A 25,482-nucleotide genomic window follows, 5' to 3' on the forward strand; every position below is an offset into this window, starting at 1 on the left:
CCCGACTCCGCGTCAAGTGCTACCGGGCCCTGCGCCTATGGTTGCTCCAGCGCTCATTCGAAGTCACAGCCCGACCTGCCGCTCGCGTTAGGACAGCAAGGACAGCGATGCCCCCGAACACCACCGCCTCAACGGGTGACAAGGCCGGCAAGTCCGGCAGGAAGAAGGGGCGAAAAGCCCGCTTGGTCGCGCTTGTCCTGGTCCTGGCTCTCATCGGAGGCACCGCCTACGGCGCCTACTGGTCCGTCAGTACCGTGCGCGCCTCCTTCCCGCAGACCAAGGGCACCATCACGCTGCAGGGCCTGTCGGGACCCGTCGACGTCAAACGGGACGGAAACGGCATTCCGCAGATCTACGCCTCCAGTTCGGAGGACCTGTTCATGGCGCAGGGCTTCGTGCAGGCGCAGGACCGGTTCTACGAGATGGACGTGCGCCGGCACATGACGTCCGGGCGCCTGTCGGAGATGTTCGGCAAGGGGCAGATCAAGAACGACGAGTTCCTGCGCACTCTGGGCTGGGACCGGGTCGCCCGGCAGGAGTACGACAAGACGCTGTCGGCCTCCACCAAGAAGTACCTCCAGGCGTACTCCCAGGGAGTCAACGCCTACCTCAAGGGCCGGGAAGCCAAGGACATCTCCCTGGAGTACGCGGCCCTGGGCCTCGCCAACGACTACAAGCCCGGGCAGTGGACTCCGGTCGACTCGGTCGCCTGGCTGAAGGCGATGGCCTGGGACCTGCGCGGCAACATGCAGGACGAGATCGACCGGGCGCTGATGACCAGCCGCCTCGGCCCGAAGCAGATCAAGGACCTCTACCCGGACTACCCGTACAGCCGGAACAAGCCGATCGTCAGCGAGGGCCAGTACAACGCGCTCACCCAGGCGTTCGAAGCGAGCGGCGGCACGACGGACACGAGCGGCGGCACCTCGACCGGCACCGGCACCGGCACCTCGACCGGCACCGGCACCTCGACCGGAATCGGCACCGGCACCGGTACGGCCGACTCGACGGGCGCGGGCGGCGGCACCGGCACCGCGACGGACGCGAGCGGCACCTCCGGTGTGCAGAGCCAGCTGATGGGCCTCCACGACGTCCTGGACGGCCTTCCGACGGCCGTCGGCGTCAACGGCAACGGCATCGGCTCCAACTCCTGGGTCGTCTCCGGGCGGTACACGATCACCGGCAAGCCGCTGCTCGCCAACGACCCGCACCTGTCGGCCTCGCTGCCCTCGGTCTGGTACCAGATGGGCCTGCACTGCCGCGAACTCTCCAAGGCGTGCCCGTACGACGTCACCGGCTACACCTTCGCGGGCATGCCCGGTGTGATCATCGGCCACAACCAGGACATCGCCTGGGGCATGACCAACTCCGGTGTCGACGTCACCGACCTTTACCTGGAGAAGCTCAGCGGCGACGGCTACCTGCGCGACAACAAGACGGTGCCGTTCCGGACCCGCGAGGAGACCATCAAGGTCGCCGGCGGCACGTCCAAGACGATCGTCGTGCGCGAGACCAGCGACGGAATGCCCCTGCTGTCCGACCGCTCCGACGAACTGATGGCGGTCGGCAAGAAGGCGACGGTCACCACCGCGGCGCCCGACCGGGGCGACGGTTACGCGATCGCCCTGAAGTGGACCGCGCTGGAGCCGGGTACCAGCATGGACGCCGTCTTCGCCATGAACAGCGCGAAGGACTGGGACTCCTTCCGGTCGGCCGCGGAGCTGTTCGACGTGCCCTCGCAGAACCTGATCTACGCCGACACCAAGGGCAACATCGGCTACACGCTGCCCGGCCGCATCCCCACGCGCGCGAAGAACGACGACGGCTCCGTCCCGTCGCCGGGCTGGGACTCCGGCTACGACTGGACCGGCTACATCAAGCCGCAGGAACTGCCCTACGAGTACAACCCCAAGCGCGGCTACATCGTCACCGCCAACCAGGCCGTCGTCGACCCGAAGTCCTACCCGTACACGCTCACCACGGACTGGGGCTACGGCACCCGCAGCCGGCGGATCACCGACCTGATCCAGCAGAAGATCGACGGCGGCGGCAAGATCTCCACCGACGACATGCGTCAGATGCAGATGGACAACAGCAGCGCGATCGCCAAGCTGCTGGTGCCCAAGCTGCTGAACATCGACATCGGCGACAAGGACGTCCGCGAGGCGCAGAAGCTGCTGGAGGGCTGGGACCGCACGCAGGACGCCGACTCGGCCGCCGCCGCGTACTTCAACGCCGTCTGGCGCAACATCCTCAAGCTGGCCTTCGGCAACAAGCTCCCCAAGGAGCTGCGGGTCAAGGGCCAGTGCCTGTGGGTGGAGCCGGCCGGCAACACGGGCCCGGCCGACGAGAACCAGAAGGTCCGCGAGTGCGGTCAGCGCGACGCCGACCAGGCGCAGCCGGACGGCGGCGACCGCTGGTTCGAGGTGGTCCGGGGGCTCGTCGAGAGCCCGGACAGCGACTGGTGGAAGACCCCGGCGTCGGGCACCCGGCCCAAGGCGGACAACCGCGACGAGCTGTTCGAGCGCGCCATGATCGACGCCCGCTGGGAGCTGACCGCCAAGCTCGGCAAGGACATCGACACCTGGAGCTGGGGCCGGCTGCACCGCCTGTTCCTGAAGAACCAGACCCTGGGCACCGAGGGACCCGGCGTCCTGAAGTACGTCCTCAACCGCGGGCCCTGGAAGCTGAGCGGCGGCGAGGCCGCGGTCAACGCCTCCGGCTGGAACGCCGCCGGCGGCTACGGCGTGGTGTGGGTGCCGTCCATGCGGATGGTGGTCAACCTCGACGACCTCGACAAGTCCAAGTGGATCAACCTCACCGGCGCCTCCGGGCACGCCTTCAGCGCCCACTACACCGACCAGACGGACAAGTGGGCCAAGGGCGAGCTGCTCTCGTGGTCCTTCTCGCCGAACGCGGTCGACAAGAGCACGAGCGACACGCTGGTGCTCAAGCCGTGAGCCGCTGAGGCCACAACGGCGGCGAAGGCCCTCCACGCGCGCGTGGAGGGCCTTCGCCGTACCCGAGCAGTGCCGGCCGTGCCGGAAGCCGTGCGCGTCAGGTGAAGCGGCGTACCGCCGAAGGTGTCACCACGGCCTGCACCGGGCGGTCGTGGGGCTCCTCGGGGACGTGCTCGACGACTTCCGTGTCGTACAGCAGGACCACGAGGGCGGGGTGCGCCCGCGCCGCCTCCAGACGGGCCAGGACGCGGTCGTAGGACCCTCCGCCGCGCCCCAGGCGCATCCCGCGCGCGTCGACGGCGAGGCCGGGCAGCAGGACCACGTCGGCGGTCGCCACGGCGTCCGGGCCGAGACGCTCCCCGGCCGGCTCGAACAGCGCCATCCTCCCGCCGTGCTGCACGCGCGCGAGGGAGCCCTCGCCGGTGTACGCGCCCCAGTCCAGGTCGTTGTCGGGCAGCAGCGCGGGCAGCAGCACGCGCGCGCCCCGCGCGCGCAGCGCGTCGAGGAGCGGAGGGGTTCCCGGTTCGGTGCCCACGGAGACGTACGCGGCGATCGTGCGCGCCCGCGTCAGCTCGGGCAGCTCCAGGGCGCGCTCCGCCAGCGCGTGCGCCGCCTCCCGCACTTCATCCACGGTCAATGTCTTCCTCACCGTGAGGATTTCTCGCCGCAAGGTGCGCTTGGCAGGCTCGGCGCCGTGTCCGGTGTCGCTCACTGATCCTTCCGTACCCTTCCTTAAGCCGGTATATCTGCTCATATGAGAGTCAATTAACCGGAGAGGCAGATTCCGCGCAAAGGCAGCGGATAAGGTTGCGGCCATGACACAGGCGCACCCCAGGATCAGCAAGGCTGTCATTCCCGCGGCAGGTCTTGGTACCCGGTTCCTGCCGGCCACCAAGGCCACTCCCAAGGAGATGCTGCCGGTCGTCGACAAGCCGGCGATCCAGTACGTGGTCGAGGAGGCCGTCTCCGCGGGCCTCGACGACGTCCTCATGGTGACCGGCCGGAACAAGCGGCCGCTGGAGGACCACTTCGACCGCAACTACGAGCTGGAGTCGGCCCTGGAGAAGAAGGGCGACGGCGAGCGGCTCGCCAAGGTGCAGGAGTCCAGTGACCTCGCGTCGATCCACTACGTCCGCCAGGGCGACCCCAGGGGCCTGGGTCATGCGGTGCTGTGCGCGGCCCCGCACGTGGGCAGCGAGCCCTTCGCCGTCCTGCTCGGCGACGACCTGATCGACCCGCGCGACCCGCTGCTCCAGCGGATGATCGAGGTGCAGGAGACCTACGGCGGCAGTGTGATCGCCCTCATGGAGGTCACGCCCGAGCAGATCCACCTCTACGGCTGCGCGGCCGTGGAGGCCACCGAGGACGGCGACGTCGTCCAGGTGACCGGCCTGGTCGAGAAGCCGGACGCGGCGCAGGCCCCCTCCAACTACGCGGTCATCGGCCGTTACGTCCTCGACCCGCACATCTTCGGCATACTCCGCAAGACCGAGCCCGGCCGCGGCGGTGAGATCCAGCTCACCGACGCCCTTCAGCACCTGGCCGAGGCGCACGCGTCGGCGACCACCGACGAGCAGCGGGCCGGCGGCCCGGTGCACGGCGTCGTCTTCAAGGGCCGCCGCTACGACACCGGGGACCGTGGCGACTATCTGCGTGCCATTGTCAGACTCGCGTGCGAACGTGAGGACCTGGGCCCGGACTTCAGGGCCTGGCTTCAGCGGTACGTAGCCGAGGAGATGTAACGACGTTGAGCAGCGCCGAGCCCCGCACCGCCGGCCCGGACCACCTGTGGTCGGTGGACGAGCACCTGGAGGACATCCTCACCACCGTCCGCCCCCTGGAACCCATCGAGCTGCAACTGCTCGACGCCCAGGGCTGTGTCCTGGTCGACGACGTCACGGTGCCGCTCTCGCTGCCGCCGTTCGACAACAGCTCCATGGACGGCTACGCGGTACGGGTCACGGACGTCTCGGGTGCGAGCGAGGAGTTCCCGGCCGTCCTGGAGGTCGTCGGGGACGTCGCGGCGGGCGCGGCCGGCCTGCTCCGGGTGGGACCGGGACAGGCGGCGCGGATCATGACCGGTGCCCCGCTGCCGCCCGGCGCCGAGGCGGTCGTCCCCGTCGAGTGGACCGACGGGGGGCTCGGCGAGGGCCCGGTGAGCACGATGCGCGCCCGCAGCCTCGCCCCCGAGGGCGCCGACGGGCACGTACGCGTGTACCGGCCGGCCGAGGCGCGCGCGCACGTGCGCGCGAAGGGCAGCGACGTGGAGGCGGGCGAGCGCGCCCTGCGGGCCGGCACGGTCCTCGGGCCGCCGCAGATCGCACTGCTCGCCGCGATCGGCCGCGGCACGGTCCTGGTGCGCCCGCGCCCGCGCGTGGTGGTGATGTCCACCGGCAGCGAACTCGTCCAGCCCGACGAGCAGCTCGGCGACGGCCAGATCTACGACTCCAACAGCTTCGCCCTGACCGCGGCCGCCCGGGACGCGGGCGCCATCGCCTACCGGGTGGGTGCCGTCGCCGACGACGCCGACACCCTGCGGTCCACCATCGAGGACCAGCTCGTCCGCGCCGACCTGCTGGTCACCACCGGCGGGGTGAGCGTGGGGGCGTACGACGTGGTCAAGGAGGCGCTGTCCGACGTCGGCGACGAGGACGAGCCGGGCGGCGGCGTGGAGTTCCGCAGGCTCGCCATGCAGCCCGGAAAGCCGCAGGGCTTCGGGACCGTCGGCGCCGACCACGTCCCGCTGCTGGCCCTGCCCGGCAACCCGGTGTCGTCGTACGTCTCCTTCGAGCTGTTCGCCCGCCCCGCCATCCGTACCCTGATGGGCCTTCAGGACGTCCACCGGCCGACCGTGCGCGCGACGCTGGCCGCGGACCGGGCGCTGAGTTCGCCGAAGGGACGCAGGCAGTTCCTGCGCGGGGTGTACGCCGACGGTGAGGTCAGGCCCGTGGGGGGCGCCGGATCCCATCTGATCGCCGCCCTCGCGCTGGCCGACGCGCTCATCGTCGTCCCCGAGGACGCCGAGTCCGTCGAGCCCGGTGCCGAGGTCGAGGTGGTCCTGCTCGGCTGAGCCGTCCGGGGTGGCGGTACCGTGTCGCGCACAACAGGCCCGTGCGCCGCACGGCGACGGGCCCGGACCGGGAGCCCCACACGATCATGACTGTGCCTTCCCGGGGGGAGACCCCCGGACCTCCAGCGCCGGACCGGCTGACGCACATCGACGACGCGGGCGCCGCCCGCATGGTCGACGTCTCCGGCAAGGACGTGACCGCGCGCACCGCCCGCGCCAGCGGTCGCGTCCTCGTCTCGCCCCGCGTGGTCGAGCTGCTGCGCGGCGAGGGGGTGCCCAAGGGCGACGCCCTCGCCACCGCGCGGATCGCCGGGATCATGGGCGCCAAGCGCACCCCGGACCTCATCCCGCTGTGCCACCCGCTGTCGGTGTCGGGTGTGAGACTGGAACTGTCGGTCGCGGACGACGCCGTGGAGATCGAGGCCACGGTGCGGACCACGGACCGCACAGGCGTCGAGATGGAGGCGCTCACCGCGGTGTCCGTCGCCGCGCTCACCGTGATCGACATGGTCAAGGCGGTCGACAAGGGAGCGGTCATCACGGACGTGCGCGTGGAGGAGAAGACGGGCGGCAAGTCGGGCGACTGGAGCCGGGCATGACATCGGACGCATCGGCCGGAGGCGCACTGCTCGCGCCGTACAGCGCTCTGGTGGTCACGGCCTCCAACCGGGCCGCCGCCGGGGTCTACGAGGACACGGGCGGTCCGCTGGTCGCCGACGGCCTCCGGCGCCTCGGCTTCGCCGTCGACGGGCCGCAGGTCGTACCGGACGGAGACCCGGTGGAGGCCGCGCTGCGCGCCGCCGTCGAGGCCGGTTACGACGCCGTCGTCACCACCGGCGGCACGGGCGTCTCGCCCACCGACCGCACGCCCGAGGCGACCCGCCGGGTGATCGAGACCGAGGTGCCGGGAATCGCGGAGGCCATCCGGGCGTTCGGCATGCGGAAGGTGCCGACCGCGGCGCTGTCCCGGGGGCTGGCGGGAGTGGCCGGAGGGACGCTGATCGTCAACCTGCCGGGCTCCACGGGCGGGGTGAAGGACGGGCTGGCCGTCCTGGAAACCCTGTTGACGCACGCCGTCGACCAGCTGCGCGGCGGCGACCACGTCAGACCCGGTGCCGGCAGTGGGGGTGCGAGCTGAACAGCCCATCCTGGCCCGTCGTGCTCGCGGAGGGCGATGTCGTCCTCCGGCCGATAAAGCTGCGCGACCAGCGGGCCTGGCGCGAGGTGAACCGGCGCAACCGGGACTGGCTCAGGCCCTGGGAGGCGACGATTCCGCCGCCCACACCCGGCGGGCCCATCACGCACCGGCCGACCTACCGGCAGATGGTGCGCCACCTCAGGTCCGAGGCGCACGCGGGCCGGATGCTGCCGTTCGTCATCGAGTACCAGGGGCGGCTGGTGGGGCAGTTGACCGTCGCCGGGATCACCTGGGGCTCGATGTGCTCGGGCCACGTCGGCTACTGGGTCGACGAGTCGGTGGCCGGCCGCGGGGTGATGCCGACGGCCGTGGCGATGGTCGTGGACCACTGTTTCCGCACCGTCGGACTGCACCGCATCGAGGTCTGCATTCGGCCCGAGAACGGGCCGAGCCGGCGGGTGGTGGAGAAACTCGGATTCCGCGAGGAGGGTCTGCGGCCCCGTTATCTCCACATCGACGGCGCGTGGCGCGACCACATGGTGTTCGCTCTCACCGCGGAAGAGGTGCCCGAGGGCCTGCTGAACCGCTGGCGCCGGACCCGGGCCCCGCGGGTGCCGAAGGAGAATCCCGCCCCACCCGGAAATTGAATGAATGTTCGAAATTGATCGGCCCGCGATCCGAACCGGACCCACTCGCGATCGTCCCGGTGGCATTGAATTCGCGTCCTTGACGTCCTGCTGATCACATCGATCGCAAAAAAAGTTCGAAATATCAGCCAGATCGTGCGACACACCGGCGCAATTGGCAGATGGCCTCATGCAAACCCCTCTACCGTGTGAGGCGTGAGCAGCAGCGGCCTCATCTACGCAGTCATCGTCGGGGCCTGGGCCGCCTACTTGGTGCCGATGTGGCTCCGTAGGCAGGACGAGCTGAACGAGGCCCGTCCGACGGAACGCTTCAGCACCGCCATCCGGTTCCTGTCCGGACGGGCGGGGATGGAGCGCCGGTACGCCAAGGACCTCAGGGCGCGCTCCGCCGAGGAGGGGGAGCCCGCCGACGGGGAGCCGGACGCCGTCACCGACTCGGTGGACGTCCGGGCCTTCGCCATGCCCCCGGACCGGTCGCCGGAGCGGCAGCAGCCGCCGGCGCGGGAGGAACGGGAGCCGGTCCGCGGCCACGACGAGCGCGACCGGACCGGGAAACCGGCCGCCCGGGCCGCGTCCCCGGCGGCGGCCCCGCCCGCCGACGCGTCCGCGCGTCCGCGGGTCCCTGCGGCCCGGCGCACGCCCCGCGCGGAGGTGTCCGCGGCGCGTGCCCGGCGCTCGAAGGTCCTCGCGCGCCGCAGGCGCACCACCGTCCTCCTCTTCCTCGCCTTCACCCTCGGCGCGATCGTCGCCGCGGTCGGCGGGCTCACCTTCCTGTGGGCGCCCGGAGTGCCCGCCGTGATGCTCAGCGCGTACATCGCGTACCTGCGCTCCCAGGAGCGGCGCCGCTTCGCCTACCAGATGGACCGCCGCCGCGCCGAGGTCGCCGCGCAGCGGCTGCGTGAGAGCCGCCGCCAGCCGCGTCGGCGCACGCCCCTGGACCCCGCCGCGGACGAACCGGAGGCTGGGCCGGAACCGGAGACGGACCCGGGCCTCTCCTCCCTCGCCGCAGACCGGCGCGCCCTGGTCGAGCAGACCGACCACGCCGAGTGGCTCGACCAGCAGCGCGAGCGCCAGCGCCGCCCCGGCCAGGGGGACAGCTGGGACCCGGTGCCGGTGCCGCTGCCCACCTACGTCACCGCCCCGGTCGCCCCGCGGGCCACCTCCGACGTGGACCTCGGCGCTCCGGACGCCTGGAGTTCGGCGCGGTCCTCCGCCGCGGTGCCGGAGCAGGAGGCGGCGGCCCCGGCCGCGCCCGAGCCTCCGCCCCACGCCGAGGACAAGTCCGCCGACGACGGCCGCACCGACGCCCGCCGCGCCGCCTCGGCCCGCCGCTCCCGTGAGCGCGGCCGCACCCCGCTCTTCGACCAGTACGAGGACGGCGGCCGCCCCCGCGCGGCCAACGAGTGATCCCCGGCCCCTGACCAGCCAGGGAACGGATTACCAACCACCCGGGCGAGGATGCTAGAGTTTCACTCGTTGCAAGGGCCTGTGGCGCAGTCCGGTAGCGCACCTCGTTCGCATCGAGGGGGCCAGGGGTTCAAATCCCCTCAGGTCCACGCAGCTCAAAGCCCCGGTCGGGAAACCGACCGGGGCTTTGACGTGTCACGAGGAGGCCCCTCCCGGCGGGCCGTGGCGGGAGGGACCTCGTGTCAGGGCCGCAGCGCCTTCGCCAGGCAGATACTCGATTCGTACTCGCGGTAGTAGCCGAACTTCGTGCACGGTTCGTAGCCGCTGGAGGTGTACAGGGAGACGGCCTCCGGTTGTTGGTCGCCGGTTTCCAGGACCATGCGGACGCGTCCGGCGGCGCGGGCGTCGTCCTCCAGGACATTGAGGATGCGGCGGGCCAGACCACGGCCGCGCATCGACTCGATCACGTACATCCGCTTGAGTTCGGCGTCGCCGTCCTCGTTGCCCTCGGCGTTCTTGTCCTGGCTGCGCCAGCCGCCCGTGGCGACGGGGGTGCCGTCCTCGTCGTAGGCGATCAGGTACACGCCGTTCGGCGGCCGGAAGTCGGCCGGGTCGAGGGGGGTGGCGTCGCCGCCGTCGCCGTAGCGGACGTGGTACTCGGCCTGTACCTCGTCGTTCAGCTTGACGGCGTCGGGGTGGTCGAAGGGCACGGGGCGGATGTTCATGTGGGAACCGTCTGTCGATGCGGGTGTCGGGGCAGGTGGCCTCCAGGAAGACCTCGTCCAGTGTGCCGGTAGGGTGCCCGGGTGCTGACTGTGACCTCCGTCAATGTGAATGGACTGCGCGCCGCCGCCAAGAAGGGCTTCGTGGAGTGGCTCGCGGGGACCGGGGCCGACGTGTTGTGCCTCCAGGAGGTGCGTGCCGAGCCGCACCAGTTGCCGGAGCACGTCCGCACGCCGGACGGCTGGCACGTCGTGCACGCGCCGGCCGCCGCCAAGGGCCGCGCCGGCGTCTCCCTCTACACCCGCCGCGAACCCGACCGGGTCCGGGTCGGGTTCGGATCGGCCGAGTTCGACGGCAGCGGGCGCTACGTCGAGGCCGACCTGCCCGGCGTCACGGTCGCCAGCCTCTACCTGCCCTCCGGCGAGGTCGGCACCGAGCGGCAGGACGAGAAGGTCCGGTTCATGGACGAGTTCCTCGCCCATCTCAAGGAGTTGCGTGAGCGGGCCGCCGCCGACGGCCGCGAGGTGCTCGTCTGCGGCGACTGGAACATCGCCCACCGGCAGGCCGACCTCAAGAACTGGCGCGGCAACACCAAGAACTCCGGCTTCCTCCCGGAGGAACGGGAGTGGCTGAGCACGGTCTTCGCCCCCGAGGCCGGCGGGTACGCCGACGTCGTGCGCGAACTGCACCCGGACGGCGAGGGGCCGTACACCTGGTGGTCCTACCGGGGGCGGGCCTTCGACAACGACACGGGATGGCGGATCGACCTGCACGTGGCCACGCCCGGGCTCGCGGCCAAGGCCGTCAAGGGGTACGTAGAGCGGGCGGCCACGCACGCCGAGCGCTGGTCGGACCACGCCCCGGTGACGGTCGTGTACGACCTCTAGTCGCCGCTACGGCTGTTTGCGCAGCCGCCGGTCCAGGGCCATCGACACTTCCGCCTCCACCACACTCTTGGCCAGCGGCCGCAGCCGCTTCAGGTCGTCCTCGGGGCCGTGACGCAGGATCAGGGCGGTGAAGAGTTCGGCGAGGGCGTCGGCGTGTTCGCGGACGCGGCGGCCGGCTTCGAGGACTTCGGCGAGCGGGATGCCCTCGCGGACCAGGGCGGCGGACACGTCCAGCAGACGGCGGCTGATGTGGACGATCTCGTCGCCGTCGGTGCCCAGGTAGCCGAGTTCCATGGCGGCGGCCAGGTTCTCGGCGGTGACCTCGCCCGCGAAGTGGTCGGCGAGTTCCTCGGGGGTCAGGCGGACCGGGGTCTCCTCGGTGGGGGCCCCGAGACCCAGCAGATCGCCGACGTCGCGGCCGTGCTCGAAGGCCTCGGCCAGTTCGGCGATGCCGCTCAGCGTGTGACCGCGTTCCAGCAGTGCCGAGATCGTGCGCAGGCGGGCCAGGTGGTGGTCGTCGTACCAGGCGATACGGCCCTCGCGGCGCGGTGGCGGGATCAGTTTGCGCTCGCGGTAGAAGCGCAGGGTGCGCACGGTGATACCGGCCAGCCGGGCCAGCTCCTCCATGCGGTACTCGCGTCGGCCGCCGCGTGCTCCACCTTCTCCTGCCACGGGAGCAGCCTATGTTGTACCGGCGGTAACTTTTCCTCTGCCGCCCCCTACCGATCGGTACGGACCTCCTCTACTCTCCCCATTGCGCCAGTGTTCACTGGCAGAGTTGCTGAAGGCTGCACGCGGGTCGCTGTACGCGAGTCATGGGAGGGGCGCTCAATGGCCGAGCACGAACACGAGCATGGGCACGGGCACGAGGACCGGCATGTGCGGGTGGCGGTGATCGGGTCCGGCTTCGGCGGACTGGGCGCCGCAGTGCGGCTGCGCCGGGAGGGGATCACCGACTTCGTCGTGCTGGAGCGGGCCGGCAGCGTCGGCGGCACCTGGCGTGACAACAGCTACCCGGGATGCGCCTGCGACGTGCCCTCGCACCTGTACTCGTTCTCGTTCGCGCCCAACCCCGACTGGCCGCGCACCTTCTCCGGGCAGGAGCACATCCGCGCCTACCTGGAACACGTCACGGACGTCTTCGGCCTCCGCCCGCACCTGCGCTTCCACTCCGAGGTCACGAGGACGACCTGGGACGCCGAGAAGCTGCGCTGGGACATCGAGACCACGAGCGGGAACCTGTCGGCCGACGTCGTGGTCAGTGCGACCGGGCCGCTGTCCGAACCGAAGGTCCCGGACATACCGGGGCTCGACTCCTTCCCCGGCAAGGTCTTCCACTCCGCCCGCTGGGACCACGACCACGACCTCGCGGGCAAGCGGGTCGCCGTGGTCGGCACCGGAGCCTCCGCGATCCAGATCGTGCCGTCCATCCAGCCCGAGGTCGCCCGGCTCACCCTCTTCCAGCGCACCCCGCCGTGGGTGATGCCCCGCGTCGACCGCGAGATCAGCGGCGCCGAACGGCGGATGCACCGCGCGCTGCCGCTGACCGCGCAACTGCGCCGCGGACTGCTCTGGGGCATCCGGGAGTTGCAGGTCCAGGCGTTCACCAGGCATCCGGGCCAACTCGGTTTCGTGGAGCGGCTGGCCGAGCTCAACATGTCCCGCGCCATCAAGGACCCGGAGCTGCGGGCCAAGCTCACCCCCGACTACCGCATCGGCTGCAAGCGGATACTGCTGTCCAGCACGTACTATCCGGCACTCGCGCGGGACAACGTGGACGTCGTCGCCAGCGGACTGAGCGAGGTCCGCGGATCGACCGTCGTCGCCGCCGACGGCACCGAGGCCGAGGTGGACGTGATCGTCTTCGGCACCGGCTTCCACGTCACCGACATGCCGATCGCCGAGCGGGTCGTGGGCGTGGACGGCCGTACGCTCGCCGAGAGCTGGAAGGACGGCATGGCCGCGCTGCGCGGGGCGTCCGCGGCCGGCTTCCCGAACTGGATGACGATCATCGGCCCCAACACCGGCCTCGGGAACTCCTCGATGATCCTGGTGATCGAGTCCCAGCTGAACTACCTGGCCGACTACCTGCGCCAACTGCGCGTCCTCGGCGGCCGGGCCGCCCTCGACGCCCGGCCCAGCGCCGTGAACGCGTGGAACCGCAAGGTGCAGGAGCGCATGAAGCGCACGGTGTGGAACACCGGCGGCTGCACCAGCTGGTACCTGGACGCCAACGGCCGCAACACCACCGTCTGGCCCGGTACGACCACCGAGTTCCGGCAGGCCACACGGCGGGTGGATCTCGCGGAGTACCAGGTCCTCCGGGCACCCGGGTCCCAGGGCGCGGCCGGTCGGGCCCCCGCGCGGCGGCCCGTGGAGGTGGACGCGTGAGCCGTCCCGCCCGCCGGTCGGCCGTGGGCCGCCCGGAAGACCACGCTGCCCCGGATCCGTACGCCCCTCCCGTCCCGGCCCGTGAACTCACCGCCGTCTCCGCCGACGGGGCCCGGCTGCACGTCGAGGTGCACGGGCCGGTGGACGACCCCGCTGCCCCGGCCGTCGTCCTCGCCCACGGCTGGACCTGCTCCACCGCCTTCTGGGCCGCGCAGATCCGGGATTTGGCCGCCGACCACCGCGTCATCGCCTACGACCAGCGCGGCCACGGACGCAGCCCGGCGAGCCGGAGATACGGCACCGACGTGCTCGCCGACGACCTCGAAGCCGTGCTCGCGGCGACGCTCGCGCCCGGTGAGAAGGCGGTGATCGCGGGCCACTCGATGGGCGGGATGACGGTGATGGCCGCGGCCCGCCGGCCCGGCTTCCAGGAGCACGCGGCGGCCGTTCTGCTGTGCAGCACGGGCAGTTCACGACTGGTCGCCCGGTCGAGCGTCATACCGATCCGGGCCGGCCTGCCGCGCACCTGGCTGACCCGGCGCGTCCTGGGCTCCCGGACGCCGCTCGGGCCGGTCACTCCGCTCGCCCGGCGGATCCTCAAGTACGCCACGATGGGCCCCGGTTCGGCGCCGCACATGGTCGAGGCGTGCGCACGGATCGTGCACGCCTGTCCGCGCCGGGTGCGCCATGCCTGGTCGCAGGTGCTGGACCGGCTCGATCTCGACGACCACGTACGGCAGTTGACGGTGCCGGTGGCGGTCGTCGCGGGCACGGCCGACCGGCTGACCCCGCCGGGGCACGCGCGGGCGCTGGCCGCCGCGCTGCCCGACTGCCTGGGCCTGACCGAGTTTCCGGGGCTCGGTCACATGACGCCGGTGGAGGCACCCGGGCTGGTCACCGGGAAGATCCGGGAACTCGTCACCGGTCACGTACCCGGTCGGCTGACCGGCCATGTACCCGGCCATGTGCCCAGTCAGGCCACCGGTCACGTACCCGACCAGGCCACCGGTCACGTCCTCGGCCAAGTCACCGGCCGTGGAAGGGCACACGAGCAGCACGACGACACGGGGACCAGGGAGGGCGCATGAGCAGGGTGAGCCTGGAGGGGCAGGTCGCGGTCGTCACGGGGGCCGCGCGGGGCGTCGGCGAGCTGCTCGCCCGCAAACTGTCCGCGCGGGGCGCGAAGATCGCGCTGGTCGGCCTGGAGCCGGACCTGCTCGAACAAGTCGGCAAGCGGCTGCACGGCGAGAGCGCCCACTGGCATGCCGACGTCACCGACCACGAGGCGATGGCCCGGGTCGCGGCGGAGGTCGAGGAGCGGTTCGGCAGGGTCGACATCGTGGTCGCCAACGCGGGTGTGGCGAGCGGCGGTCCGTTCGCCGACTCCGATCCCGACTCCTGGCGGCGGGTGATCGAGGTCAACCTCATCGGATCGGCGGTCACCGGGCGGGCGTTCCTGCCGGCGCTCACCGCGAGCCGCGGCTACCTGCTCCAGATCGCCTCGCTCGCCGCCATCACCCCGGCGCCGATGATGACGGCGTACTGCGCCTCCAAGTCCGGTGTGGAGGCGTACGCGCACAGCCTGCGGGCCGAAGTCGGCCACCGGGGCGTGCGGGTGGGCGTCGCCTACCTGTCGTGGACCGACACCGACATGGTGCGCGGGGCCGATCAGGACGCCGTCATGCGGGAGTTGAGGCAGCGGCTGCCGTGGCCGGCCGGCCGGACCTATCCGCTGGGGCCGGCGGTGGACCGGATCGTGGCCGGGATCGAGCGGCGCGCCGCCCATGTGTACGGGCAGTGGTGGCTGCGCGGGATGCAGGGCGTGCGCGGGTGGCTGCCGGGTGTCGTGGGCACCGTGGGGCAGCGCGAGGTACGGCGCTTCGCGGACCGGCTGTCGGGGGTGCGGACCGGGCTGGTCGGAGCGGGTGGCGCGGCCGACGAGCGGCACCGATCCGCACCCACTACGCAACGTCACTGATCGACATGCGCAGGGTCACCGCCCGTGTGAATCTGGTCGAGGCCGATCCCCTAGCCCACTTGGGGATCCCACTCACCCACACGGGAGTGAACAGCATGGGTATGAAGGACAAGTACCAGAACCCGTCCGAGCAGCAGCGGCAGCAGCAGGGCCGCCAGCGTCCCGGCGAGCGCCCCGGCGAGGGCCGCGAGAAGGCCGGGCAGCGCCCGTCCCAGCCGCGCGAGCGTGGGCGTCACGACACCCACGACACGCCGGACGAGATGGAAGACCGCCTCAACCAGGACTACGACCGCTAACCAGGGCCTGTAGTCAGCGTTGTTGCTGCGCTCGGCCTCGGCCGTGACGGTGTGGGGTGTCCCGGATGCCGGGGCACCCCATGTCCGTACCGGGGTGGCAGGAACGGGCCGCTCGGCGGTGCGCAAGTCCGGCTGCTCGGCAGGGTGCAAGTCCGGCCGCGTGAGACGGACAGCGTGGGGCCGGTCGCTCAAGTCCGAGCGCGTGATGCCAAAAGCGTGGGTCCGGTCGCTCAAGTACCCGCGCTCAGCGGCGCGGAGGCAGATTCGGCCGCGAACGGTCGGGCACGTCGCGGTAGTCCGGCGGGATCGCCGCCGGGTTGGCGGCCAGGAGTTCCAGGGCCAGTTCGATCGCGTCGTCCATCTCGACATGGCGGCCCTCGGCCCAGTCCAGGGGGGTGCGCAGGCTCTCCACGTCGGGGGTGACGCCGTGGTTCTCGACGGACCAGCCGTAGGCGTCGAACCAGGCCGCGTTCATCGGCACCGTGATCACCGTGCCGTCGCCGAGGCGGTGCCGGCCGGTCATACCGACCACCCCGCCCCAGGTGCGCTGGCCGACCACGGGCCCCAGCTTGAGCAGTTTGAAGGCGGCCGTGATCATGTCGCCGTCGGACGAGGTCGCCTCGTCGGCGAGGGCCACGACGGGCCCGCGGGGCGCGTCGGAGGTGTACGACACCGGCTGGGCGTTGCGGGTCAGGTCCCAGCCGAGGATGGTGCGGGTCAGCTTCTCGATGACCAACTCGCTGATGTGGCCGCCCGCGTTGCCGCGGACGTCGACGATCAGCGCGGGCCGGGACACCTCCATGCGCAGGTCCCGGTTGAACTGCGCCCAGCCGGAGCCGCCCATGTCGGGGATGTGCAGGTAGCCGCATCGGCCGCCGCTCAACTCCCGTACCACGGCCCGGCGTTTGGCCACCCAGTCCTGATAGCGCAGCGGGCGCTCGTCGACCAGCGGCACGACGGCGACCCGGCGCGGCGGTCCGTGCCCCTCCGCGGGGGAGAACGTCAGCTCCACCGTCGTGCCGCCCGTCCCCGCGAGCAGCGGGTAGGGGCCCGTCACCGGATCCACCGGACGCCCGTCGACGTGGGTGAGCACCGCGCCCTCGCGGATGCCCGTGCCGGCCAGCGGGGAGCGTGCCTTGGAGTCGGAGGAGTCGCCGGGCAGGATCCGCCGGACGACCCAACGGCCGTCACGGCACGTCAGGTTGGCGCCGAGCAGCCCCTGAAGGCGCTGGTAGTGCGCGGGGCCCTCGTTGCGGCGGGCGGGGGAGACGTAGGCGTGGGAGGTGCCCAGTTCGCCGAGGACCTCGCGCAGCAGGTCGGCGAACTCGTCCGGGGACGCGACGCGTTCGACCAGCGGGCGGTACTGCGCGAGCACCGCGTCCCAGTCGAGGCCGCACATGTCCGGCTCCCAGAAGTAGGCGCGGATCAGCCGGCCCGCCTCCTCGTACGACTGGCGCCACTCGGCGGCCGGGTCGACCACGTGCAGGATCCTGCGCAGATCGATCCAGGTCGTCGTGTCGCTGTCGCCGATCTCCGTGGACGGCACCGCGCGCAGCTCGCTCTCGTCGACGACGACCAGCCGCGTGCCGTCGCCGCTCACCGCGAACCAGTCCAAATGGCCGACGAGTTCGTACTTCTTGGCCTTACTGATGTTGAAGTGCTCCAGCGTCGGCCGGCCGGTGGTGTCGTCCGGGTTGACGAACGTCTCGCCCAGGGCGCCGGAGATCGGCCAGCGCAGCCAGACCAGGCCGCCGCCGGCGACCGGGTGCAGCGCCGAGTACTTGGAGGCGATGACCGGGAACGGAGTGACCCGGTTCGCCAGGCCCTCGACCTCCACGGTCACCGCCCCGGACTCGCCGGTCTCCTCGTCCTCGACGGGGTCCAGACCGCCGGCCGCCGGCCGTCCCTCGGGGTTCAGCGCGAAGGGGGACGGGGTCGCGGAGGACAAGGGAACGAGGTACGGCTTGCAGCCGAGCGGGAAGGACAGGTCGCCGGTGTGCACGTCGTACACCGGGTCGAAGCCGCGCCAGGACAGGAAGGCCAGATACCGGCCGTCCCGGGTGAACACCGGGTTCTCGTCCTCGAAGCGGCCGTTGGTGACGTCGACGATCAGCCGGTCCTGGATCCGCGCCATCCTGATCTGCCGCAGCGAACGCCCGACCCCGGGGTGCGACCAGGTCAGCCACGCCCCGTCGGGCGAGAACGCCAGGTCCCTTACAGGCCCGTTCACGGACCGCACCAACTCGGTGAGACGGTCGGCCGATCCGTCCGTCGCGTCGGTGTCCGCGGCCGTGGCGGCGGGACCCTCCGGCGCACCGGCCGCACCGGCCGCACCGGCCGCACCGGCCGCACCGGTCGCGGTGGGCGCGCGGGCGTCCGCGGGACCCTCGGCGGTATCCGGGCCGGCGGAGGTCTCCCCGTTCGGCGAGGCGCCCGCGACCGCCTCCGTCCCCTCCGCCGCCTCCCCCTCGCTCACGTCGCTCACGTCGCTCACGTCGAGCAGCAGCAGGCGGCCGTCGTGGGAGGCGAGGGCCAGGCGTTCGCCGGCGGGGTCGGAGGCCATCTCCAGGACACGGCCGAGGCGGCCGGAGGCGAGCCGGCGCAGCGGGCGGGTGCCGCTGGCCCGGGGGAGGTGGGTGATCTCGACGGCGTCCTCGCCGTCCGCGTCGGTGACGTAGGCGACCTGGCCGGTCCCGCCGAGCATCTCCGGCAGCCGGATGCGTACGCCGGGCGTGTCGATGAGAGTGCGGGCGGGGCCGTCGCGGTGGGTCAGCCAGTGCAGGGAGCCGCGTACGACGACCGCGCTGGCCCGGCCCGTCTCGTCGACGGAGATGCCGTCGACGTGCTGGGCGGCCGGCACCTGGTAGCGGCGGCGACCCGCCTGCGGCCCGCTCGGCCGCACCTCCAGCCGGCGCGGGACCGAGCCCGCGGACAGGTCGTCCACGATCCACAGGTCGCCCGCGCACTGGTACACCACCCGCGTGCCGTCGCTGGAGGCGTGCCGGGCGTAGAAGGCGTCGTGGTCCGTGTGCCGGCGCAGGTCGGAGCCGTCGGGGGCGCAGGAGTAGAGGTTGCCGACGCCCTCGTGGTCGGAGAGGAAGGCGATCCGGCCGCCGACGAACATCGGGCAGGCCAGATGCCCGCCGATGCCGGAGAGCAGCCGCTGCCCGTGCAGCCACAGCCGGCCCGTCGCACCGCCCCGGTACCGCTTCCAGGAGGCCGGTTCGTGCGGCGGCGTCCCGGTCAGCAGCAGGGTCTTGTGGCCGCCTTCCACGTCGGCGACCTGGAGGTCGGAGACCGGCCCCCAGGGCAGCTTGCGGCCGGGGGAGCCGTCGGTGCCGACCTTGTAGGCCCAGGTGAAGTAGGAGAACGGCTCGCCGTGGGAGGTGACGGCGAGGATGTCGGTGCGGCCGTGTTCGTCGGGCGGTGCCCATCCGCACACCCGGGTGTCGGTGCTGCCCCAGTAGGTCAGCTGCCGGGCCGGCCCTCCGTCCACCGCGACCAGGTGGATCTCGGGCACCAGACTGCGCCAGCTCGTGTACGCGATGTGCCGCCCGTCGGGCGAGAAGCGGGGAGGGCCGACCTTCGTGCGGTCCACCGTGAGGCGCCAGGCACGGCCCGCTCCGTCGAGCGGCGCCAGCCAGAGGTCGTCCTCGGCCACGAAGCACAGCAGGTCGCCGCTGAGGTGCGGCAGGCGCAGATAACTCACCTTCCCATGCTTTGCCCGGGTATGGGCCGCAGCAACTTATGCGGAACCGACAGTCGTGACCCAGCACACGTACGAAACGGTTTCGTTTCGTTCGGGGGGTGCGCTACATTCTTCGTGTACGAAACGGTGTCGTTCCAAGCGGGAAGGCGGCAGACATGGCCGAGGTCGCGACCGGGCGCCGCAGCCGCCTCACGCCCGAGCGTGAGGCGGAGCTGTACGCCGCGGTGCTCGACCTGCTCCGCGAGGTCGGCTACGACTCCCTCACCATGGACGCCGTCGCCGCCCGCACCCGGTCCAGCAAGGCCACCCTCTACCGCCAGTGGGGCGGGAAGGCCGAGCTCGTCGTAGGGGCCATGCGGCACGGCAAGCCGGTGCGGCTCGACGCGATCGACACCGGAACGCTCCGCACCGACCTGCACGCCCTCGTCGCCCGCGAGGACGACTGCGTCATGGAGCAGAACTCCGCCCTGATGCGGGCCCTGGCCATGGCGATGCACACCAACCCGGACCTCAGAGAGGCCTTCCGGGAGCAGCTCATCGAACCGGAGATGGCCGAGTTCCGCGCACTGCTGCAACGCGCCGTCGACCGGGGCGAGATCCGGGCGGACTGCCCGGCGCTGGACTTCGTGGTGCACATGCTGGCCGGCGGCTTCGTCGTCCGGGCGCTCATCGAGGCCCAGCCGCCGACCCAGGCCTTCCTGCGTTCGTACATCGACGCCGTGGTCCTCCCCGCCCTCGGCGTACCGACCTCCTGACACCTCTCCCCAGCAAGCCCACCCTCTGACGTCACCGCTCACGTCGTCGGGCTGATCACCCCTGCCCACAACCAACCTCCACGACATGACCGGGAGTACGTCAACGTGGCCACGTTCCTCTACAGACTCGGCCGCCTCGCCTTCCGGCGACGGCACTTCGTCGCCCTGATCTGGCTGGCACTGCTGACCCTGGCGGGCGTCGGCGCCGTCTCCGCGCCGGCGGCCGGAAACACCTCCTTCTCCATCCCGGGCACCGAGGCGCAGAAGGCCTTCGACCTGCTGGAACAGCGCTTCCCGGGGGCGAGCGCCGACGGGGCCACCGCCCGCGTGGTGTTCAAGGCGCCGAGCGGCGAGAAGATGACGGACGCCGGGAACAAGGCGACCGTCGAGAAGACGGTCGAGGACCTGTCCCGCGGCTCCGAGGTCGCCTCCGTCGCCGACCCCTACACCGGAAGGGCCGTCAGCCAGGACGGCACGATCGCCTACGCGTCGGTGCGGTACAAGGTCTCCGGCATGGAGCTGGAGGACTCCTCCCGCACCGCCCTGAACGAGGCCGCGCAGCACGCGCGGGACGCCGGGCTGACCGTGGAGATCGGCGGCGACGCCCTCCAGACCGTGCCGCAGACCGGCGCGAGCGAGGTCGTCGGCATCGCGGTCGCGGCCGTCGTCCTCGTCATCACCTTCGGCTCGCTCCTCGCGGCCGGACTGCCGCTGCTGACCGCGCTCGTCGGCGTCGGCATCGGAGTCTCGACGATCGCCGCCCTCGCCCACACCCTGGACCTGGGCTCCACCACCTCCATCCTGGCCACGATGATCGGCCTCGCGGTCGGCATCGACTACGCCCTGTTCATCGTCTCCCGCTACCGGACCGAACTCGCCGAGGGCCACGAGCGCGAGGAGGCGGCCGGACGGGCCGTCGGCACGGCGGGCTCCGCGGTGGTCTTCGCCGGGCTGACGGTCGTGATCGCCCTGGTGGGCCTGTCCGTGGTCAACATCCCGATGCTGACGAAGATGGGCCTGGCCGCGGCCGGCACGGTCGTCATCGCCGTCCTCATCGCGCTGACGATGATCCCGGCCCTGCTGGGCTACGCGGGCCGCAAGGTCAAGCCGGCCGGCGCGACGAGCGGTCTGCTCCGCCGCGGGCGCCCCGAGCGGCAGCCCGGCCGGCCCAACATGGGCACCCGCTGGGCGAGCTTCGTCGTCCGCCGCCCGGTCGCCGTGCTGCTGCTCGGCGTGCTCGGCCTGGGCGCCGCCGCGATCCCGGCCGCCTCCCTCGAACTGGGCCTGCCGGACGACGGCTCCCAGCCCGTCTCCACCACTCAGCGCCGCGCCTACGACCTGCTCTCGGAGGGCTTCGGACCCGGCTTCAACGGTCCGCTGATGGTCGTGGTCGACGCCAAGGACAGCGCCGACCCCAAGGGTTCCTTCACCAAGGTCACGGACGAGATCAGGGGCCTCAAGAACGTCGTGACGGTGACGGAGGCGCAGCCCAACGAGGCCGGCGACACCGCGACCGTGACCGTCGTCCCCGACTCCAAGCCGTCCTCCACCGCCACCGAGGACCTGGTGCACGCCATCCGTGGAGCTGGCGGCGACATCGAGGCGAAGACCGACGCGAAAGTCCTGGTCACCGGCTCCACGGCGATGAACATCGACGTCTCGCAGAAGCTCAACGACGCGCTGCTGCCGTATCTGGCGCTGGTCGTCGGCCTGGCCTTCCTGCTGCTGATCGTGGTCTTCCGCTCGGTCCTGGTCCCGCTCAAGGCGGCGCTCGGCTTCCTGCTGTCGGTGCTGGCGGCGCTCGGCGCGGTGGTCGCGGTCTTCCAGTGGGGCTGGCTGTCGGGCCTGATGAACGTGGAGGAGACCGGCCCGGTGATGTCGATGATGCCGATCTTCATGGTGGGCGTCGTCTTCGGCCTCGCGATGGACTACGAGGTGTTCCTCGTCACCCGGATGCGCGAGGCGTACGTCCACGGGGAGAAGCCGGGCCAGGCCGTGGTGACCGGGTTCCGGCACGGCGCACGGGTGGTGACGGCCGCCGCGGTCATCATGATCGCCGTCTTCTCCGGCTTCATCGGCTCCAGCGAGTCGATGGTCAAGATGATCGGCTTCGGGCTGGCGATCGCGGTGTTCTTCGACGCGTTCATCGTGCGCATGGCGATCGTGCCCGCCGTACTGGCCCTGCTGGGCCGGCGGGCCTGGTGGCTGCCCGGCTGGCTTGAGCGCGCCCTGCCCGACGTGGACGTGGAGGGCACGGCCCTGCGCACCGAGCAGCCGCGGCACGCCGATCCGGACGAGCGGCGGGAACTCGTACAGGTGTGAGCTCGTAGCTCGCCGGAGGGACCGGCCGGTGAGGGTGCCGTGGGGACGGCGCACCCTCACCGGCCTCTGCCGTCTCGGCAGCCTCGTCCATCACGTGGGAAATCTTTCGTGATGTCTGTGACCGGCAGCTAGCCTGCCGTTCCATGACGACGACATCCGAGTCAGGAGCCCACCCCCGTTTCGCCGACGCCCTGCGCGAGCTGGGGCTCGACGAGCTGATCCCCGAGGTTCGCAGGTTTCCCGAGGCGACCAGGACCGCCGCCGAGGCCGCGGCGGCCGTCGGCTGCGAGCTGAGCCAGATCTGCAAGTCGCTGATCTTCACGGCCTGGGGGTCCCCCCTGCTCGAGCGCAGTCGAGAGCTTGGGGAAGGGGAGCCGGTGCTGGTGCTCATGGACGGTGCCTCGCGGGTGGATGTCGAGCGTGTCCGGGAGGAGCTGGGCGCCGAGAAGGTCACGCGGGCCAAGGCGGACGTCGTGCGCGAGGCGACCGGGTACGCCATCGGCGGCGTACCCCCCTTCGGGCACCGGACCCGGACCCGCGTGCTCGCCGACCGGTCCCTGCTGGACCACGACGTCATCTGGGCGGCCGCCGGAACCCCGTACACCGTCTTCCCCATGGCACCCGGGGCGCTGGTCGCCCAGGCCGGGGGCGTCCTCGTGGACGTGCGCGAGCGCACCTCGTGACGCCGGCGGTGACCGCGGCCGTCCTGCTCGCCGCGGTCACGCACGCCTGGAGCACGTCGGCACGGACGTCGGCACAAGCAGCTCTCACCGGTGCATGAGCGCGGCGGATTCGCAAGGTCAGTACGCGTGAGCCGCGGTGACCTCTGTGGAGCGGGCCAGGGCCTGTTGGGCGTCCGAACCGCGCAGGGCCAGGAGGGTGAGGGCCAGTGCGTCAACCACGACGAGATGAGCGAGGCGGCCTGCGACGGCTTCGAGGCCGAGGGTGAGGTCCTGGCCGCCGGCAAGCAGCGTGCACTGGCTGGTCTCGGTCAGCGGTGAACGGGCGTAGCTGGTGAGCGAGATGACGGTGGCTCCGCGCGCGTGGGCCCGTCGGGCGGCGTCCACGGTGGTGCGGGTGGCGCCGGTGTGGCTGACGGCCAGGCAGACGGCGTCCGCCGGAAGCAGCGAGGCGGCCACCTCGGCGGTGAGCGGGTCGGTGGGGGCGTCGACGGCGCAACCCAGGGCTCTGAGGCGGTAGGCCGCGTCGGTGGCCACGGCGGCGGACAGGCCCGCGCCGACGACCAGGATCCGGCTCGCGCGGTGCAGCGCCTCGGCGGCGGTGCGCAGGTGGTCGGGGGAGACGGTCGCGGACAGCCCGTCCAGGGCCTCGCGTGCCGCTTGCACGGTGTCGGCCAACGCGCGGGAGGTGGGATCGGCGCCTTCCGGTGTGGTGGGCCGGGGCGCTTCCCTGGCCGCCGTGATCTTCACCTCCTGATAGCCGCGGAAGCCCAGCCGCTGACAGGCGCGGATCACGGAGGAGGGCGCCGTGTGCGCCATCGCGGCGACGTCACTGACGCTCAGCCGGACCAGTTCGGGTCCCTGATCGAGCAGGACCTGAGCGACTCTGGCCTCCGCGTCGCGCAGTTGCGGCAGCCGGGCGCGTACGTGGGCAGCGAGATTCTGCACGTCAACGGCCCGTGCGGCCCCAGAAGCACTCCCGATCGGGGAATCTTGTTCCATGTGAGTAGCATAGTGCGGAATTCAATTCCCTACCGCTTCAGCTTCTGGAACGGTCGACGCTCATGGATGTGTTCATGCAAGCAGGCACTGCCGTGCCCGTAGTGGTGCTGGCCGCAGCGGTGCTGCACGCCGTGTGGAACGCACTGGCGCACGCGATGCCGAACAAGCTCGCGGGCTTCACGCTGATCAACCTCGCCTTCGTCGGCGTCGGCGCGATCTGGGTCTGTTTCACCCCGCTCCCCGGCTCTGCCGCCTGGCCATTCATCGCGGCGTCGGCCGTGCTCCAGGTCACCTATCAGACGCTGCTGCTCCAGGCGTACAGACTCGGTGACTTCGGCCAGATGTACCCGGTGGCGCGCGGCGTCGCACCCATGCTGGTCGCCGTCCTCTCGGTGACCGTTCTCGGCCAGGAGCTGTCAGCGCCCGAACTCACCGGCGTCCTGATCATTTCCGCCGGGCTGGTTGCCCTCGCTCTGGCGGACGGCTTGCCGGACCGCGCCCAGTTGCCGGCACTGGCGGCTGCCCTCGGCACCGGCATCATGATCGCCTCATACACAATCGTCGACGGCACGGGCGTACGGCGCTCGGACAGCGTCTTCGGCTACATAGCCTGGAGTTTCCTGCTGCAGGGCGTGCTCTTCTGCGCAGGCGCCCTCGTGCTGGGCGGGCGGGGACTGTCATCCCGGCTGCGCGGCGCCCCCATGCGCGGACTGACCGGTGGGTTGCTCTCACTGACCGCGTACGGACTGGTGGTATGGGCGCAGGCTCACGGCGACCTGGCGTCCATCGCCGCACTCCGCGAGACCAGCATTGTCATCGCCGCGCTGCTCGGTGCCGTGGTCTTCCGTGAGCGACTGGGCGGCCGACGGCTGGCCGCGAGCGTCACCGTGGTGGCTGGCATCGCCGTGCTCCAACTCGCGCATGCTTGAACGTCCGGGCCGACGAGCCTGGCTGTGCGCTGAGAAGCCGCATGGGGAGCTGGGGCAGGGCCTCGGGAGCTGGGAATCTGCGAGATCTGCACTCCTTGACCGCACCGGCTGTGGTCTCGATCATCGTGGGCGCCGCGATCGGCGCCGTGTTCTTCAAGGAGCGTTTCGGGGCGCCGCGCGTCGCGGCTGCCGGGCTGCTGGTCGTCGGCATCGGACTGATGCTGCACACCGGCTGGCGCGGGCTCCTTGGGTGCGCGGGCGGCCGCCGAGGAGCACCCTGGAAGCAGGTGTTCCGGAGGTGACCGTCATGATGAAGACCGTTGTGGGATGGCACATCGAGCTTGAGTTCCAGGAGGACGGGCAGCACACCCGGGCGGCGGCGCTGGTCCGCTTGCCCGACGGCAGCGAGGTCCGGGCCCACGGCAGGGCCAGCCGCCACCACACCGACTCCGATCAGCCGCGGGTCGGCGAGGAGATCGCCGGCGCGAGGGCCCTGAACGAACTCGCCATGCAGCTCCTGACCAAGGCACACGGCGAGATCGACCAGGCGTCGGGCCGCACGTCGCAGCCCATCCACGTCTGACCCAT

Annotated in this window: 23 protein-coding genes and 1 tRNA gene; 19 read left to right on the top strand and 5 right to left on the bottom strand. The window is 71.6% G+C overall.

What is annotated here, in order from left to right; translation table 11 throughout:
- Positions 1-107: 107 nt before the first annotated feature.
- Positions 108-2,960, top strand: a complete 2,853-nt coding sequence (locus ACFY3J_RS18555; RefSeq protein WP_384178925.1) for a penicillin acylase family protein — start codon at positions 108-110, stop codon at positions 2,958-2,960.
- A gap of 97 nt (positions 2,961-3,057) precedes the next feature.
- Here the strand turns inward: ACFY3J_RS18555 and ACFY3J_RS18560 are convergent, their stop codons facing one another.
- Positions 3,058-3,714, bottom strand: a complete 657-nt coding sequence (locus tag ACFY3J_RS18560; protein ID WP_384178927.1) for a 5-formyltetrahydrofolate cyclo-ligase — start codon at positions 3,712-3,714, stop codon at positions 3,058-3,060.
- A gap of 61 nt (positions 3,715-3,775) precedes the next feature.
- Here ACFY3J_RS18560 and galU point away from each other — a divergent pair, with 61 nt between their 5' ends.
- The 7 genes from galU (at position 3,776) to ACFY3J_RS18595 (ending at position 9,371) form a co-directional block, all read left to right on the top strand.
- Positions 3,776-4,702 carry a UTP--glucose-1-phosphate uridylyltransferase GalU gene (gene galU, locus ACFY3J_RS18565; protein ID WP_384178929.1) on the top strand — a complete coding sequence of 309 codons (927 nt, stop codon included), beginning with the start codon at positions 3,776-3,778 and terminating at the stop codon, positions 4,700-4,702.
- Positions 4,703-4,707: 5 nt separating this feature from the next.
- Positions 4,708-6,030, top strand: coding sequence for a gephyrin-like molybdotransferase Glp (gene glp, locus ACFY3J_RS18570; protein WP_384178931.1), 1,323 nt, complete (start codon positions 4,708-4,710; stop codon positions 6,028-6,030).
- Between the two features lie 86 nt (positions 6,031-6,116).
- Positions 6,117-6,629: a cyclic pyranopterin monophosphate synthase MoaC gene (gene moaC / locus ACFY3J_RS18575; protein WP_141360336.1), complete on the top strand. Its 513-nt coding sequence runs from the start codon at positions 6,117-6,119 to the stop codon at positions 6,627-6,629.
- Positions 6,626-7,168: a molybdenum cofactor biosynthesis protein B gene (locus ACFY3J_RS18580; protein ID WP_384178934.1), complete on the top strand. Its 543-nt coding sequence runs from the start codon at positions 6,626-6,628 to the stop codon at positions 7,166-7,168. Before moaC ends, ACFY3J_RS18580 begins: the two co-directional genes overlap by 4 nt.
- A gap of 20 nt (positions 7,169-7,188) precedes the next feature.
- Positions 7,189-7,815 (top strand): GNAT family N-acetyltransferase, encoded by a 627-nt coding sequence (locus ACFY3J_RS18585; protein WP_384178936.1) that lies wholly within the window; start codon positions 7,189-7,191, stop codon positions 7,813-7,815.
- 195 nt (positions 7,816-8,010) lie between these two features.
- Positions 8,011-9,222: a gephyrin-like molybdotransferase receptor GlpR gene (gene glpR / locus ACFY3J_RS18590; protein WP_384178938.1), complete on the top strand. Its 1,212-nt coding sequence runs from the start codon at positions 8,011-8,013 to the stop codon at positions 9,220-9,222.
- Positions 9,223-9,297: 75 nt separating this feature from the next.
- A tRNA-Ala gene (locus ACFY3J_RS18595) sits at positions 9,298-9,371 on the top strand.
- Between the two features lie 93 nt (positions 9,372-9,464).
- Here ACFY3J_RS18595 and ACFY3J_RS18600 read toward each other — a convergent pair.
- Positions 9,465-9,947: a GNAT family N-acetyltransferase gene (locus ACFY3J_RS18600; RefSeq protein ID WP_384178940.1), complete on the bottom strand. Its 483-nt coding sequence runs from the start codon at positions 9,945-9,947 to the stop codon at positions 9,465-9,467.
- A gap of 81 nt (positions 9,948-10,028) precedes the next feature.
- Between ACFY3J_RS18600 and ACFY3J_RS18605 the strand changes: the two genes are divergently transcribed.
- Positions 10,029-10,832 carry an exodeoxyribonuclease III gene (locus tag ACFY3J_RS18605; RefSeq protein ID WP_384178942.1) on the top strand — a complete coding sequence of 268 codons (804 nt, stop codon included), beginning with the start codon at positions 10,029-10,031 and terminating at the stop codon, positions 10,830-10,832.
- A gap of 6 nt (positions 10,833-10,838) precedes the next feature.
- On the opposite strand, the gene ACFY3J_RS18610 is transcribed toward ACFY3J_RS18605, so the two are convergent.
- Positions 10,839-11,459, bottom strand: coding sequence for a MerR family transcriptional regulator (locus ACFY3J_RS18610; protein WP_141366551.1), 621 nt, complete (start codon positions 11,457-11,459; stop codon positions 10,839-10,841).
- A 204-nt stretch (positions 11,460-11,663) separates the two neighbouring features.
- On the opposite strand from ACFY3J_RS18610, the gene ACFY3J_RS18615 reads away from it, so the two are divergent.
- The 4 genes from ACFY3J_RS18615 (at position 11,664) to ACFY3J_RS18630 (ending at position 15,497) form a co-directional block, all read left to right on the top strand.
- Complete coding sequence (locus ACFY3J_RS18615; protein ID WP_384178944.1) at positions 11,664-13,223, top strand: flavin-containing monooxygenase; 1,560 nt, start codon at positions 11,664-11,666, stop codon at positions 13,221-13,223.
- 23 nt (positions 13,224-13,246) lie between these two features.
- Entirely contained in the window at positions 13,247-14,311 is a 1,065-nt protein-coding gene (locus ACFY3J_RS18620) for an alpha/beta fold hydrolase (RefSeq protein ID WP_390841330.1), read from the top strand.
- Complete coding sequence (locus ACFY3J_RS18625) at positions 14,308-15,201, top strand: SDR family oxidoreductase (RefSeq protein WP_384178946.1); 894 nt, start codon at positions 14,308-14,310, stop codon at positions 15,199-15,201. Before ACFY3J_RS18620 ends, ACFY3J_RS18625 begins: the two co-directional genes overlap by 4 nt.
- Before the next feature lie 95 nt (positions 15,202-15,296).
- Positions 15,297-15,497, top strand: a complete 201-nt coding sequence (locus tag ACFY3J_RS18630; RefSeq protein ID WP_390841279.1) for a hypothetical protein — start codon at positions 15,297-15,299, stop codon at positions 15,495-15,497.
- A 244-nt stretch (positions 15,498-15,741) separates the two neighbouring features.
- On the opposite strand, the gene ACFY3J_RS18635 is transcribed toward ACFY3J_RS18630, so the two are convergent.
- Entirely contained in the window at positions 15,742-19,206 is a 3,465-nt protein-coding gene (locus ACFY3J_RS18635; RefSeq protein ID WP_390841280.1) for a S41 family peptidase, read from the bottom strand.
- Positions 19,207-19,361: 155 nt separating this feature from the next.
- On the opposite strand from ACFY3J_RS18635, the gene ACFY3J_RS18640 reads away from it, so the two are divergent.
- The 3 genes from ACFY3J_RS18640 to ACFY3J_RS18650 all read left to right on the top strand — a co-directional run bounded on the left by ACFY3J_RS18640 (position 19,362) and on the right by ACFY3J_RS18650 (position 22,966).
- Positions 19,362-19,961 (top strand): TetR/AcrR family transcriptional regulator, encoded by a 600-nt coding sequence (locus tag ACFY3J_RS18640; RefSeq protein WP_384178952.1) that lies wholly within the window; start codon positions 19,362-19,364, stop codon positions 19,959-19,961.
- Positions 19,962-20,066: 105 nt separating this feature from the next.
- Complete coding sequence (locus ACFY3J_RS18645) at positions 20,067-22,283, top strand: MMPL family transporter (protein ID WP_390841281.1); 2,217 nt, start codon at positions 20,067-20,069, stop codon at positions 22,281-22,283.
- A gap of 143 nt (positions 22,284-22,426) precedes the next feature.
- Positions 22,427-22,966, top strand: coding sequence for a YbaK/EbsC family protein (locus tag ACFY3J_RS18650; protein WP_390841282.1), 540 nt, complete (start codon positions 22,427-22,429; stop codon positions 22,964-22,966).
- Between the two features lie 117 nt (positions 22,967-23,083).
- Here the strand turns inward: ACFY3J_RS18650 and ACFY3J_RS18655 are convergent, their stop codons facing one another.
- Positions 23,084-23,911 carry a MurR/RpiR family transcriptional regulator gene (locus ACFY3J_RS18655; protein WP_384178958.1) on the bottom strand — a complete coding sequence of 276 codons (828 nt, stop codon included), beginning with the start codon at positions 23,909-23,911 and terminating at the stop codon, positions 23,084-23,086.
- Positions 23,912-24,039: 128 nt separating this feature from the next.
- Between ACFY3J_RS18655 and ACFY3J_RS18660 the strand changes: the two genes are divergently transcribed.
- The 3 genes from ACFY3J_RS18660 (at position 24,040) to ACFY3J_RS18670 (ending at position 25,477) form a co-directional block, all read left to right on the top strand.
- Positions 24,040-24,894, top strand: a complete 855-nt coding sequence (locus tag ACFY3J_RS18660; RefSeq protein WP_384178960.1) for an EamA family transporter — start codon at positions 24,040-24,042, stop codon at positions 24,892-24,894.
- Positions 24,895-24,989: 95 nt separating this feature from the next.
- A complete protein-coding gene (locus ACFY3J_RS18665) occupies positions 24,990-25,196 on the top strand; it encodes a hypothetical protein (RefSeq protein ID WP_390841283.1) in 207 nt (68 codons plus the stop codon).
- A gap of 5 nt (positions 25,197-25,201) precedes the next feature.
- Positions 25,202-25,477 carry a DUF1876 domain-containing protein gene (locus ACFY3J_RS18670; protein WP_225074761.1) on the top strand — a complete coding sequence of 92 codons (276 nt, stop codon included), beginning with the start codon at positions 25,202-25,204 and terminating at the stop codon, positions 25,475-25,477.
- Positions 25,478-25,482 lie beyond the last annotated feature (5 nt).

Origin of the sequence: Streptomyces sp. NPDC001231, from assembly GCF_042896885.1 — a bacterium.
Classification (GTDB): domain Bacteria; phylum Actinomycetota; class Actinomycetes; order Streptomycetales; family Streptomycetaceae; genus Streptomyces.